At 44.8% G+C, this 12,974-nt stretch carries 12 protein-coding genes, 2 tRNA genes and 1 other annotated feature; of the genes, 13 read left to right on the top strand and 1 reads right to left on the bottom strand.

Annotated elements, in window-relative coordinates:
* Positions 1-6 precede the first annotated feature (6 nt).
* The 10 genes from racE (at position 7) to FED51_RS15555 (ending at position 7,272) form a co-directional block, all read left to right on the top strand.
* A complete protein-coding gene (racE, locus tag FED51_RS15600) occupies positions 7-807 on the top strand; it encodes a glutamate racemase (RefSeq protein ID WP_053430567.1) in 801 nt (266 codons plus the stop codon).
* A 217-nt stretch (positions 808-1,024) separates the two neighbouring features.
* The gene (locus tag FED51_RS15595; RefSeq protein WP_138090576.1) at positions 1,025-2,242 is read left to right on the top strand and encodes an ISL3-like element IS651 family transposase; all 1,218 of its coding nucleotides are present in this window, start codon (positions 1,025-1,027) and stop codon (positions 2,240-2,242) included.
* A gap of 134 nt (positions 2,243-2,376) precedes the next feature.
* The gene (locus tag FED51_RS15590) at positions 2,377-3,474 is read left to right on the top strand and encodes a GerMN domain-containing protein (RefSeq protein WP_053430568.1); all 1,098 of its coding nucleotides are present in this window, start codon (positions 2,377-2,379) and stop codon (positions 3,472-3,474) included.
* Between the two features lie 225 nt (positions 3,475-3,699).
* Positions 3,700-4,473, top strand: a complete 774-nt coding sequence (gene rph / locus FED51_RS15585; RefSeq protein ID WP_053430569.1) for a ribonuclease PH — start codon at positions 3,700-3,702, stop codon at positions 4,471-4,473.
* A complete protein-coding gene (locus FED51_RS15580) occupies positions 4,470-5,054 on the top strand; it encodes an XTP/dITP diphosphatase (protein WP_010899211.1) in 585 nt (194 codons plus the stop codon). The genes rph and FED51_RS15580 overlap by 4 nt, the downstream gene beginning before the upstream one ends.
* A gap of 27 nt (positions 5,055-5,081) precedes the next feature.
* A complete protein-coding gene (locus FED51_RS15575; protein ID WP_010899210.1) occupies positions 5,082-5,591 on the top strand; it encodes a metallophosphoesterase family protein in 510 nt (169 codons plus the stop codon).
* A gap of 328 nt (positions 5,592-5,919) precedes the next feature.
* Positions 5,920-5,993 (top strand) — tRNA-Gly (locus tag FED51_RS15570).
* Positions 5,994-5,997: 4 nt separating this feature from the next.
* Positions 5,998-6,074, top strand: a tRNA-Arg gene (locus FED51_RS15565).
* Positions 6,075-6,223: 149 nt separating this feature from the next.
* The gene (locus FED51_RS15560) at positions 6,224-6,436 is read left to right on the top strand and encodes a hypothetical protein (RefSeq protein ID WP_053430570.1); all 213 of its coding nucleotides are present in this window, start codon (positions 6,224-6,226) and stop codon (positions 6,434-6,436) included.
* A gap of 188 nt (positions 6,437-6,624) precedes the next feature.
* Complete coding sequence (locus FED51_RS15555) at positions 6,625-7,272, top strand: DUF4352 domain-containing protein (RefSeq protein ID WP_010899208.1); 648 nt, start codon at positions 6,625-6,627, stop codon at positions 7,270-7,272.
* Between the two features lie 591 nt (positions 7,273-7,863).
* Here FED51_RS15555 and FED51_RS15550 read toward each other — a convergent pair.
* On the bottom strand, positions 7,864-8,193 hold the full coding sequence (locus tag FED51_RS15550) for a hypothetical protein (RefSeq protein WP_138090667.1): 330 nt from the start codon (positions 8,191-8,193) through the stop codon (positions 7,864-7,866).
* 461 nt (positions 8,194-8,654) lie between these two features.
* Here FED51_RS15550 and ilvD point away from each other — a divergent pair, with 461 nt between their 5' ends.
* From ilvD to ilvN, 3 genes are all read left to right on the top strand, one after another.
* Complete coding sequence (ilvD, locus tag FED51_RS15545) at positions 8,655-10,322, top strand: dihydroxy-acid dehydratase (protein WP_053430572.1); 1,668 nt, start codon at positions 8,655-8,657, stop codon at positions 10,320-10,322.
* 5 nt (positions 10,323-10,327) lie between these two features.
* Positions 10,328-10,597, top strand: a binding site (T-box leader).
* Positions 10,598-10,688: 91 nt separating this feature from the next.
* Entirely contained in the window at positions 10,689-12,419 is a 1,731-nt protein-coding gene (gene ilvB, locus FED51_RS15540; RefSeq protein WP_053430573.1) for an acetolactate synthase large subunit, read from the top strand.
* Positions 12,416-12,937, top strand: a complete 522-nt coding sequence (gene ilvN / locus FED51_RS15535) for an acetolactate synthase small subunit (RefSeq protein WP_010899204.1) — start codon at positions 12,416-12,418, stop codon at positions 12,935-12,937. Before ilvB ends, ilvN begins: the two co-directional genes overlap by 4 nt.
* Positions 12,938-12,974 lie beyond the last annotated feature (37 nt).

Below are 12,974 nucleotides of genomic sequence, written 5' to 3'. Positions count from 1 at the left end.
AATCGATTGGATAGACCAATAGGGGTTATAGATTCAGGCCTTGGCGGGCTAACGGTCGCTAAGGAACTGATAAGACAGTTACCGAAAGAAGAGCTAATTTACATCGGGGATTCAAAGCGCTGTCCGTATGGTCCTCGTCCACCGCATGAAGTGAGGACTTACACATGGCAAATGATCGAGTATTTAACGAAGCAGGAGATTAAAATGCTCGTCATTGCCTGTAATACTGCTGCAGCAGTCGTCTTGGATGAGGTGAAGGAGAAGCTCTCTATTCCTGTCGTCGGAGTTGTCCAACCGGGAGCGATTAGCGCACTAAAAGTGACGAAGAATGAACATGTGGCCGTCATTGGGACAACAGGCACGATTCAAAGCGGGGCCTATGAGCACACGTTGAAAAAGATCAACAATCGGGTACAGGTTGAAAGTTTGGCATGCCCCCCATTTGTCCCTCTAGTGGAACGAGGGATTTTTTCAGGTCCTGAGGCATTAGAGACCTGTTCAGAAACCCTTAAGCCTTTACAAGGGAAAGGGTTCGACACGCTCATTTTAGGCTGCACCCACTACCCGTTATTAAAGCCTGTGATCCAAGAGGTGATGGGATCAGACATTCAGATCATTTCCTCGGGGGACGAAACGGCGCGAGAAGTAAGTGGATTACTTTATCATAAGCAGAGGTTGCGTACTTGTAATGAAGCACCAGAACATCATTTTTACACAACGGGTGATGCGAAAAGCTTCAAGCGATTAGCAGATGTCTGGTTAGAAATGAATGTTCCAGGGGTAGAAACGATTACCCTTGAGTCATAGAAAGAAAACGAAAATCACACTACTCCATGGTGTGATTTTTTCTTTTGTGTGAACGCTCATTCCTTTATTAGCTTACCGATATAATTCTTTTTTACGGCTCTACAATAAATGTTGGGGTTTTTGCACAAAAGAGGGGCAAAAAAAATGCACGCAGGCTCCTTTATCCATTATCCTTGAATTGTCCAGAAACAAAGAAAGGATAGGAGCTGCGTGTACGATGAATTTTACCATGGATTTGCCCGGATTAAAAGGTGTGAAGGTCACAAAGATGGAGGAACGAGAGGGCTTTATCGCGCTCCATGTAGAAATGCCGCGAACGCCTCATCGTTGCCCATCCTGCGGGGAGAGAACCGAGAGAATCCATGATTACCGCATCCAAAAAGTTCAACATCTCAAGCTCTTTGAACGGTGGGTGTATCTATTCTATCGAAAGCGCCGGTACGCGTGCAGATGCGGGAAGCGGTTTGCGGAGAAAGCCTGTTTTGTAGAGCGATATCAGCGTCAGACAGTGGAATGGAATCAAGCGTTTCGCTTACGGCTCATTCAAGGGAAGAACTTTACGGACACAGCGAATCAATTCCAAACGTCCGTGACAACTGCCATGCGCCGGTTTGATCAATTGGCGGCCCCCCTCGTGAAGAAGGTGGATCACCTTCCTCCTCGGATTGCGATTGATGATTACAAAGGGGATACGAATGCGGGGAAATATCAAGTGATCATTGCGGATGCAGATACACGGAAGCCACTGGATATCTTACCGGATCGTAAAGCCGATACGCTTAAACGATATCTTCAAGAGAAGGGTCATCATGTGAAAACAGTCGTGATGGATCTCAGTTATACCTTCAAGTCGGCTGTTCAAAAGGCCTTAGGCCACCCGCTCATCATTGGGGATCCGTTCCATTTCTGTCGTTACATCTACTGGGCTCTGGAAGGGGTTCGCCGCCGAGTGCAAAAAGCGTTCCATCCGTATCATCGAAAACGATGTAAACGGATCAAACATCTGTTTCAGAAAGAGAGAGAAGGACTGGATGATAAGCAAAAGAAGAAGGTGGAGCGGTACTTAGAGCTATCCCCTGATTTAAGGGAAGCGTATGAGCTAAAAGAACATTTTCGTCAGTGGTATCAAGAAGCGAAGATGCAAGGAAGGGAAGGACGAATGAGCGAGGTGAAACAAGGGCTCTACGCCTTTTACCGAAGAGTGGAGGCGAGCCCGTTAAAGGAGTTCCACCGAGCCATTCAGACGCTGAAGAACTGGCAGACCGAGATCTTGAATAGCCTCGCGTTTGGCTTAAACAATGGTTTTATTGAAGGACTGAATAATCAAACGAAGGTGATTAAGAGAAATGCCTTTGGTTTTCGGCGTTATGATCGCTTGCGAAACCGTATTCTCTTGCATCATCAATTCAAACATCAGACATTCGGGGTAGGATAAGAGGGGCTCGCCCTCCTATGCCACCCCAACATTTGACTAAGAACCTTTTTTACGGCTTTTCCAAGATAGATGGTCTAATTTGTGGGCAGGCTCGTATACATTTAGTACAAACATGCTGAGGAGGGAATAGGGAAATGCGCAAAATCCTAAGAAAAGGGGCGCCGTTTGTCATCATTGCGGCATCGCTTGCTGTATTTGCGGCGTGCTCTTCTGGAGCCAACGAAGCCTTAAATGAAATGGATACACCGCCTGTCAATTATGTAGAAGAAGGCGAATCATTAGAGTTAGAGGAAGAAGGGGTTCCAGAGGACGAAGGCGAGCGTGAGGAGAAAGGAGAAGAAGGGGATGAAGAATCAGCCGTAGAAGAAACAGTCAATCGTGAGCTGTATTTGCTAGATGAAAACGGCATGGTCGTCCCGCAAACGTTACCGCTGCCAAAATCCGACGGTGTGTTGAAACAATCCCTTGAATATTTAGTTGAGGGTGGCCCTGTCACGAATTTATTACCGAATGGGTTCCAAGCGGTGCTTCCTCCAGATACGGAGATGTCTGTCAATTTAGAGGACGGTGTAGCCGTTGTTGACTTCTCGAAAGAGTTTACCGAATACGATGGGGAGAAGGAACAACAAATTCTTCAATCGATTACATGGACGCTTACCCAATTTGAAAACGTAGAAAAAGTAAAACTTCAAGTGAACGGTCATGAGCTCGAGAAAATGCCGGTTAATGGAACACCGATTGGTGATGGTTATAGCCGTGCCAATGGAATTAACTTAGAATCGGGCGATGTGGTTGATGTCGTCAACAGCGAGGCGGTCACCCTTTACTTTCTTGCCCAGTCTGGAGATCAGACGTACTATGTCCCGGTCACTCGCCGGGTCAATGTGAAAGACAATTCGTTTGCGGCGGCGGTGGAGGAGCTTTTAAATGGGCCGATGGTGACGTCTCCTTTAGTCACCGATTTCCGCAATGGGGTTGAGCTATTGGACGAACCGAAATACGAAAATGGCGTCGTCACCCTGAACTTCAACGAAGCGCTTTTAAGTCAAATGCAAGCAACTGCCGTTTCGGATGAAATCATTAACATGTTAGCCTTAACGCTTACAGAGCAAGACGGTGTGGAAAAAGTAGCGATTCAAGTCAACGGAGAGACTAACATTTTAAATGAGCAAGGTGAATTTGTGGCAGAGCCTGTTTCTAGGCCAAGTCAAGTGAACACTGGGAAGTTTTAAGGCGTTTCATGAATTGGACAAATGGAGTTTTGGTTATTATAATCATAAGGACGGAGGTAGCATGAAGCGCTACCTTTTCTTTTTGCACGATTGGAAAGGATATCGTTTTTCGGAAGTCAGAAAAACGATAACTTTTGCGAGTAAAGGCTCAATGAATGAGCTAAGTTTTTCTTTTATACGAATACATAAACTAGAATGGACACGCGGATAAGGAGGAATAAGAACATGAGAATGGATGAACGAAAGGCCGATGAATTGCGGCCCATTTCAATCGAAATCAACTACTTACACCATCCTGAAGGCTCCATATTAATTTCAATAGGGAACACGAAGGTTATTTGTACGGCGAGCTTAGAGGATCGGGTTCCTCCTTTTTTACGAGGGCAAGGCAAAGGTTGGATTACCGCCGAATATTCCATGCTTCCACGTGCGACTGAGCAACGGAACATGCGTGAGTCGACAAGAGGAAAAGTAAGCGGACGGACAATGGAAATTCAACGTTTAATTGGACGAGCGCTGAGATCCATTATTGATTTAGATAAAATCGGTGAACGGACCGTGTGGATTGACTGTGATGTGATCCAGGCAGATGGGGGGACGCGGACGACGTCGATTACAGGCGCCTTTGTCGCGCTTTCGCTTGCGATGGAAAAAGCATTGGCGAATGGAGCGATCCAAGAATGGCCAATTGATGACTTTCTAGCAGCAGTTTCTGTTGGGATTGATCCGAAGCTTGGAGCGATCCTTGATTTATGCTACGCTGAAGATGCACAGGCAGAAGTGGATATGAACGTTGTCATGACAGGGAAAGGTGAGTATGTAGAACTTCAAGGAACGGGGGAAGAGGCGACCTTCTCTCACAATCAGTTGCTTACGATTTTAGCCTTGGCCGATAAAGGGATTAAGCAATTAATCGAGGAACAACGGAATGCATTAGGAGCGATTGCCAATCGTGTGGATGAAGCGAAGCAAAAAAAGAAGGAACAATCGGAAGCATGAAAGAATGGATCGTTGCAACAAAAAATAAGGGCAAGGTAGCAGAGTTCGAAGCCATTTTAGGTAAGAGAGGGTTTTCGGTCAAATCACTTCTCGATTACCCAGCAATTGAAGACATCGAAGAAACGGGAAGCACATTTAATGAAAATGCGACAATCAAGGCAGAGGCGATCGCCGAGCGTTTTCAACGGCCTGTACTTGCTGACGATTCAGGATTAATCATCGACGCCTTGGACGGACGTCCGGGCATTTTCTCTGCTCGGTATGCAGGGGAAGAAAAGGATGATCAAAAAAACATCGAAAAAGTCCTTCGCGAATTACAAGACATCCCGTGGAAAGCGCGAACTGCACGCTTCCATTGCTCCATCGCGCTCGCCCGCCCGCAGGCAGAGACAATCGTGTTTGAAGGAACGTGTGAAGGGTATATCACAACAGAGCCAAAAGGAACGGGTGGCTTTGGGTACGATCCAATTTTTTATGTACCGTCCCATGACAAAACGATGGCAGAATTGACGCAGGAAGAGAAAAACAAGCTAAGTCACCGATACCACGCGTTAAAGCAGTTGGATAAGTGGCTTGATTAATTGGGGAACAAAAAGGGTGTGATCCAGATGAAACTGTTAATTCTTAGCGATAGTCATGGCTGGAGCGATGAACTAAAGGCGGTTGCGGACAAGCATCGCCAGGAAGTGGATGCCATCATCCATTGTGGCGATTCTGAACTACCCCGAGACGATCGCGCCCTTGAAGGCATGAATATCGTTCGAGGGAATTGTGATTTTGGTGTTGATTTTCCTGAGGACTTTATAAAAACAGTAGGTGATTTTAACGTTTATGTGACACATGGCCATTTATACAACGTAAAAATGAGTTACGTCTCCCTTACGTATCGTGCAGAAGAGGTAGGGGCACAACTTGTTTGCTTCGGTCACTCCCATGTGGCCACAAGCTTCCAAGAAAACGGTATTGTTTTTGTGAATCCGGGAAGCCTTCGATTGCCGAGAAACAGGAAAGAACAAACGTATTGTCTTGCATATGTGAGAGACGATCAGATCGAACTCACATTTTTGGATCGCGACGGCCATGAAGTAACTGACCTTCAACGGACGTACCTACGTTAACCGGAATGGGAAGTTTTTTCTCCCCATTCCGGAATAAACTAGTTGACATTCATTTTATTTTTCGCTATTATAATAGAGGTCGCTGTATTATTAGAAGCCATTTTGCCTCGACGCATCAGGCTGCAAAGCATAGCAGAAGAGGAAGAGGCATGAAAAAGTAATGTTCAGAAAACCAACTTTAATGCGGGTGTAGTTTAGTGGTAAAACCTCAGCCACGAGCGACACATCTGCCGAAAAAGCTCCGAGTTGCCTCGACGCATCAGGCTGCAAAGCATAGCTAGAAGAGGAAGAGGCATGAAAAAGTAATGTTCAGAAAGCCAACTTTAATGCGGGTGTAGTTTAGTGGTAAAACCTCAGCCTTCCAAGCTGATGTCGTGAGTTCGATTCTCATCACCCGCTCCATCGAGTCCCAGTAGCTCAGCTGGATAGAGCAACGGCCTTCTAAGCCGTCGGTCGGGAGTTCGAATCTCTCCTGGGACGCCATTTAGCTACATAAAGTAACCTTTGGTAACAACAAGGGATGGAACAGATAAAGGATGCTATCACAGACTGTGAAAGCATCCTTTTTTTGATGGATAATAACGGAGGATTGAAGAATATACTGCTTTTGAAACATACAAGGAGTATGAGCAATGTCAACAGGAGTGAAAGCATTAAATTATCGCTGTGTGTTAGTGGAGGACACTGAATTGGAGGAGCCAAAAGCGATTGTTGAGACATCTAAAGAAATCGCGACAACGATCTTATCCCGTGTACCCATCAAGAAAGATAAGCATAGTGGTTTAAGCTCATTGTTTAGAAAATGTATAGGAAAAGGTTATATGATTATCGGAGAAAGTAAATGAGAAATAGTATGCCTTTTGACTTATTAATAAAAATTAGCTTAAGATAGATTTATCCTCATATTTTGACTATAATATCACAACATTCAGGTAAAAATACGAAAAATATATAAAATTATGTAGAAAATAATCAATCGTTAGGGTATAATCTTCCTGTGAAGTTTTTACTAAAATTTAATAGGGGGATGATTATGTCAAACGAAACAAAACCGAAAAAGCCATTTTATAAAAAATGGTGGGTCTGGTTAATCGCAGTTATTGTTATTTTTGCGGCTGTTTCAGGAGGAGATGATGACTCCTCAGAGACTGCACAAGAACCTGAACCAGAGGCGGAAGAAGTGTCTGCAGATCAATCAGAAAATGAATCTGAGGAGCCAGAAGAGGCTGAAGGCACAGAAGAAGATACAGAGGAAGAATCAGCAGAGGAAGAAGACCCAATTGCTGGTCTCGGTGAAGCTTTAAAAGTCGGTGATGTAGTCTTCACGGCTAATGGTACTAGCACAGCTGGTAGTGTTGGAGATGTTCTTACTGCAGAGGCGAAAGGAACTTTCCTCATTGTAGATGTAACAATCAAAAATGAAGGAAGCGACTCTATTACGGTTGATTCGTCTTTCTTTAAATTAAAAGTCGGAGATGTAGAATATGATTCTGATTCCTCTGCTGGACTTTACGCGAATGAAGGTGCTGACTTTTTCCTTACTAAGCTAAATCCTGGTTTGGAACTACCAGGTAAAGTGGTATTTGATGTTCCGCAAGACGTGCTTGATAGCGATGATATTTTGTTGAACGTACAAACCGGGTTTTTTGGAACACAGCAAGGGGAAATTAAAATTCAATAGTAAAGCTAACCGGTTCTCATTATTGGAGAACTGGTTTGTTTTTAATATAGATCTAAAACTACGTACTCTGCACTTGTGAAAATAAAACGTCTAGAAGAGTGGTCTTATGATAAAAAAAACTCCTATCGTTAGAAAAGAACTTGGTGGCCAGACCAATTTCGGTAACGAAAGGAGATCTTACTTATAAGTGACAAAATTTATTACATACAAGATGGAATTTAAAAGTACCACATCGTGATCATCCCAAGTATAGATGGAAGAGTATTTTATGTTAGTAAAAGAATTCTCAGACACTTTCACATTAAAAAATGGAGAATCATTAGTTTAGCTACATATGCCCAGTATCTTAAACATAGCAAATCGTAGCAGTTGGGCGCCAATTGTACCTTTGCAACAGTCGCTTTAGAAGCAGTACATACATTAAAACAGTCGTTAGTGAAAAACGATCGTCATTTACCAAAGTTCAGATGAAACGTAGAATCCCAACTCCAATACGTGGCATGGCACAGAGTATGTGCTTCCTCTGTTCGTCTAGTGAAATCGTGGTACGATGCGGCGGTATGACAAGTGAAACGAAAATAGGCCTGTCCATTAATGGGAGAGGCCTTTTTTCGTTTCAAACAGTGAGAAAGAAGGTTTTTGGGAAAGGAGATGATAAATGTCGTTTACTAATAGGCGCCGCCCATGCTCTGTGGCGAGGCGCTCTCGACTAAAAAATAACACATCCCACTTTCTCTTTTTTAACCGTTTCATTAATCGCTTTTCGTTCATATGGGAATGACGTTCAATGAGCGCAAGCTTAAAAGGAACGAGGGCGAAGTGAACGGGAATGCTTCCGACATGATAATTCAAGGTAGGGTACAAGTTTTCTTGAATAAGAAGCTCATAAAAGTCTGATTCTTCCTCAGTTTTACACTTCATCCGTCCATTTTCGACCAGCACTAAAGAGCCAACCTTTGTTTGCCTTAGCCGGACGATAGGGAGAGGGAATGGAAAATTTTTTGAGCGATAAGTTGTCCAAGAGAGTTTCCACATTTTACATCACCACGACTAGTTTGCCCAGTTTTTTTTATTTTATGTTTTGAAAAAATAGCAAAAAAGAGTTGTTCCATTGATGCTTGAATCCATGCGTATGTAAGCGTTGTCAAGGGGGCTGACTAATCGAAATAGTCAAATTATTTTTGTAAAAGTGGTTGACCGAAGCGGCAGATAGGCGTATTATATTCAGCAAAAGACAGAAACGAGATAAACAAATGTCCGTATATAGAGGATATTTTTTGACTATTTCGTTTTCACAAAACATAGAATAAAGCGTAACGCTTTAAAGTGGAGAGAGAGCAGAGCTTAGAGAAGATAACGAAGCAACAGTGGGAGCGATTAAAATGAGAAGTGACATGATAAAAAAAGGCATAGACCGAGCCCCCCATCGAAGTCTGCTTCGTGCCGCAGGGGTCAAAGAAGAGGAGATGGATAAACCGTTTATCGGGGTCTGTAACTCTTACATTGATATTATTCCAGGTCATATGCACTTAAACAAGTTTGCTGAAGTCGCGAAGGAAGCGATCCGAGAAGCCGGAGGAATTCCTTTTGAGTTCAACACGATTGGCGTTGATGATGGAATTGCCATGGGTCATATCGGAATGCGGTACTCCCTTCCAAGCCGTGAAATCATATGTGATGCGGCAGAAACCGTTATTAATGCACACTGGTTTGATGGAGTCTTCTTCATTCCAAACTGTGATAAAATTACGCCAGGTATGCTGATGGCATCGGTTCGAACCAATGTCCCATCTGTCTTCGTATCAGGTGGACCAATGGAAGCAGGGCGTACAAAAGACGGAAAGAACCTATCGTTAGCTTCTGTCTTTGAAGGAGTAGGCGCATTTTCGTCAGGAAAAATGACAAGGGAAGAGTTGCTCGAAATTGAGCAAACAGCCTGTCCAACCTGTGGTTCCTGTTCCGGGATGTTCACGGCAAACTCCATGAACTCGCTCATGGAAATGCTAGGGATGGCATTGCCGGGGAACGGAACGATCGTTGCAACTTCTGAGGCACGGCACCAGCTAATAAAAGACGCAGCGAAACATTTAATGAACTTAATTGAAAAAGATATCCGTCCTCGCGACATTATTACGAAAGAAACGATCGATGACGCATTCGCTCTTGATATGGCGATGGGAGGATCAACAAATACGGTTCTCCACACGCTTGCGATTGCAAATGAAGCCGAGATTGAATACGACTTAAATCGTATCAATGAAGTGGCAGAGCGAGTTCCATATTTGTGTAAGATCAGCCCAGCGTCCGATTATTCGATGGACGATGTCCACCATGCAGGCGGAGTAGCAGCGATCATTAAAGAACTTTGCGAGATCGATGGTGCGATACACCCAGATCGAATCACGATTACAGGCAAAAGCATCTATGAAAATGTAAAAGACGCTGAAATCACCGATGATGTAGTCATCAGGCGAAAAGATAATCCTTACTCCCCAGTGGGAGGTTTGTCTATCTTGTTTGGTAACCTAGCACCGAATGGAGCGGTCATTAAAGTTGGGGCCGTTGATCCTTCGATTCAAGTTTTTGAAGGTGAAGCGATCGTCTACAATTCCCAAGAAGAAGCGCAGCAAGGAATTAACAACGGGGATGTCCGTGAAGGGCATGTGGTCGTCATTCGCTACGAAGGGCCTAAAGGTGGTCCAGGAATGCCAGAAATGTTGGCGCCAACCTCAGCCATTATCGGAAGAGGTTTAGGAACAAAGGTAGCCCTCATCACGGATGGACGCTTTTCCGGAGCTTCAAGAGGAATCTCCATTGGGCATATTTCACCGGAAGCGGCAGAAGGCGGACCGATCGCGTTCATCGAAAATGGTGATAAGATTCGAATCGATTTACCGAATCGGACGATTGAGTGGCTCGTATCTGACGAAGAAATTGCTAAGCGCCAAGAGGGATGGACCGAGCCAGAGCCGAAGGTGAAAAAAGGTTATCTAGCTCGTTATTCTAAACTTGTGACGTCCGCCAACACAGGTGGCGTTATGAAGATCTAAATAGTTTTAACACGTTGAAGAGGATCAGTAATTAAAGACGATCATCTACAGAGAGCTGCTAGGAGCTGAGAGGCAGCGATGATCCTTTAATGAAGCTCACCTCGGAGTGCGACTTCGAACAATCGGGCACAGCCTGCTTTAGTAGATGTTGCCGGGTGGTTTTTCACTACACCCGTTATCAAAATGAGACGATTTGATCGTCCATGAGGTAGCATTTGTAAAAATGCTACGAATGAGGGTGGTACCGTGAAAAGAGAAATCTTTTTGCCCCTTTGCTAGAAATTCTGGCAGCGTGGGTAAAAAGATTTTTTTATTATTCCATTGTTGTTGGAGAGAGACAATCAAAGAATTAAAGGAGGAGCAAGGATGAGTACCAACTTTAAGTTGAAAAAGCGAGAGCAACCAAAGCCTGAACCACCTCAGGAAATGTCAGGGTCAAGCATGTTGATTCAAGCCTTGGCGAGGGAAGGGGTGGATGTCATCTTCGGATATCCAGGTGGGGCGATCTTGCCAACGTATGATGAGATTTATAAGACAGGGATCCGTCATATTTTAGCAAGACATGAACAAGGAGCGATCCATGCAGCAGAGGGATATGCTCGTGTATCAGGAAAGCCCGGTGTGTGTGTCGTCACATCAGGACCTGGAGCCACCAATGTTGTTACGGGAATTGCTGATGCGATGATCGACTCGTTACCACTTGTCGTCATTACGGGACAGGTAGCCACAACACTGATCGGAACGGATGCTTTCCAAGAGGCGGACATGATCGGAATTACGATGCCTATCACGAAGCATAGCTACCAAGTCCGCACAATCGAAGATTTACCGAGGATCATCAAAGAAGCGTTCCATATCGCGACGACTGGAAGGCCTGGGCCTGTACTCATCGATCTTCCAAAAGATATCTCTCTTACAACAGGCCTATTCGACTACGATAAAGAAGTGCACCTTCCAGGGTACCAACCGACAGTGATGCCAAATCGCCTGCAAATTCGGAAGCTTGTCGAAGCTGTATCACAGGCGAAAAAGCCCGTTATTCTAGCTGGTGCAGGTGTGCTTCATGCTCATGCTGCACAGGAGCTGTTTGAATATGTTGAGCAACAACAAATTCCAGTCGTCAATACACTGCTTGGACTCGGAAGCTTTCCGGCGGATCATGAACTACATTTAGGGATGGGCGGCATGCATGGAACGTACACGGCCAACATGGCGATTCATGAATCGGACTTGTTAATCAGTATCGGAGCCAGATTTGATGATCGTTTGACAGGTAACCTTGCTTTCTTCGCACCAAATGCACGCGTGGCCCACATTGACATCGATCCAGCAGAGATCGGTAAAAACATTGAAACGGAAATTCCTGTGGTCGGCTGTGCGAAGGAAGCGTTGAAAATGCTCATTGGGGAAAATGGCAAACGCGGTGATAACAGTGTGTGGCGTGCAGATTTGCAGCGAATGAAGCAAGAATATCCACTCTGGTACAAGGAAGATGGGGAGACGATCAAGCCGCAGCAGTTGATCGAAAAATTGTGTGAAGCTACAAATGGTGAGGCGATTATCACGACCGATGTCGGCCAGCACCAAATGTGGGCAGCCCAATATTATGCGTTCAATAAGCCGAATCGTTGGGTAACATCAGGCGGACTTGGCACGATGGGCTTCGGTTTCCCTGCCGCGATCGGAGCGCAAATCGCAGAGCCATCGTCAACGGTTGTAGCGGTTCTCGGCGACGCAGGATTCCAAATGACGTTGCAGGAGCTGTCCATTTTACAAGAATTAGGGCTGAAGGTAAAAGTAATTTTAGTGAACAACGCCTCGCTTGGAATGGTGCGACAATGGCAGCAACTTTTCCACGGGGAGCGCTACTCCAACTCCCTATTCCCGATTCAGCCTGACTTTGTAAAAATGGCAGAAGCCTATGACATTAAAGGGATGAAGGTGGAGAAGCTTTCCGAGGTGGATCAAGCATTAAAAGAAATGCTTGATCATGATGGTCCGGTTTTAATGGATTTCCGTGTAGCGAAAGAGGAGAATGTGTATCCGATGATTTCACCAGGGAAAGGCCAGCATGAAATGGAGGGAGTGAAGCCATGAAACGAACGATCACAGCTCTTGTGAACAACACATCAGGGGTTTTAAACCGGATCACAGGCTTATTCGCAAGACGTCATTTCAACATTGAGAGTATTACGGTCGGGGTGACAGAAAATCCGACAGTGTCACGAATGACGTTCGTCGTCATCGTTGATAACCAAAAAAACATTGAGCAAGTCATCAAGCAGCTTCACAAGCAAGTTGATGTCTTGAAAGTAAAAGACATTACCGATGAGGCGATTGTGGCGAGGGAGCTAGCTTTAATCAAGGTCGTTGCCTCACCCCAACAGCGGGGAGAAATCGCAGCAGTCGTCAATCCGTTCCGCGCCTCCATTATCGACATTGGTAGGGAGAGCATGACCGTCCAAATTACAGGCGATCATCAAAAGGTCGAAACATTTATTGACTTACTTAGACCGTATGGAATTAAGGAACTTGCTAGAACAGGGATAACGGCCTTCAAACGAGGGTCGAAAAAATACGATGTGGAAGGTAACCACATCACTCTCATTAATTAAACCCAAAAAAATAAAAAGGAAAAGGGAGAGATACGAA

This window comes from Halalkalibacterium halodurans, assembly GCF_005671335.1.
Lineage (GTDB): Bacteria > Bacillota > Bacilli > Bacillales > Bacillaceae_D > Halalkalibacterium > Halalkalibacterium halodurans.
This window is presented reverse-complemented; position numbering and strand designations above follow the sequence as displayed.

Excerpts from the sequence above, each read along its gene's own strand:
- FED51_RS15595 (WP_138090576.1), top strand. The coding sequence starts at position 1,025 with ATGAATTTTACCATGGATTTGCCCGGATTAAAAGGTGTGAAGGTCACA.
- FED51_RS15590 (WP_053430568.1), top strand. The coding sequence starts at position 2,377 with ATGCGCAAAATCCTAAGAAAAGGGGCGCCGTTTGTCATCATTGCGGCA.
- rph (WP_053430569.1), top strand. The coding sequence starts at position 3,700 with ATGAGAATGGATGAACGAAAGGCCGATGAATTGCGGCCCATTTCAATC.
- FED51_RS15580 (WP_010899211.1), top strand. The coding sequence starts at position 4,470 with ATGAAAGAATGGATCGTTGCAACAAAAAATAAGGGCAAGGTAGCAGAG.
- FED51_RS15575 (WP_010899210.1), top strand. The coding sequence starts at position 5,082 with ATGAAACTGTTAATTCTTAGCGATAGTCATGGCTGGAGCGATGAACTA.
- FED51_RS15560 (WP_053430570.1), top strand. The coding sequence starts at position 6,224 with ATGTCAACAGGAGTGAAAGCATTAAATTATCGCTGTGTGTTAGTGGAG.
- FED51_RS15555 (WP_010899208.1), top strand. The coding sequence starts at position 6,625 with ATGTCAAACGAAACAAAACCGAAAAAGCCATTTTATAAAAAATGGTGG.
- FED51_RS15550 (WP_138090667.1), bottom strand. The coding sequence starts at position 8,193 with ATGAAGTGTAAAACTGAGGAAGAATCAGACTTTTATGAGCTTCTTATT.
- ilvD (WP_053430572.1), top strand. The coding sequence starts at position 8,655 with ATGAGAAGTGACATGATAAAAAAAGGCATAGACCGAGCCCCCCATCGA.
- ilvB (WP_053430573.1), top strand. The coding sequence starts at position 10,689 with ATGAGTACCAACTTTAAGTTGAAAAAGCGAGAGCAACCAAAGCCTGAA.
- ilvN (WP_010899204.1), top strand. The coding sequence starts at position 12,416 with ATGAAACGAACGATCACAGCTCTTGTGAACAACACATCAGGGGTTTTA.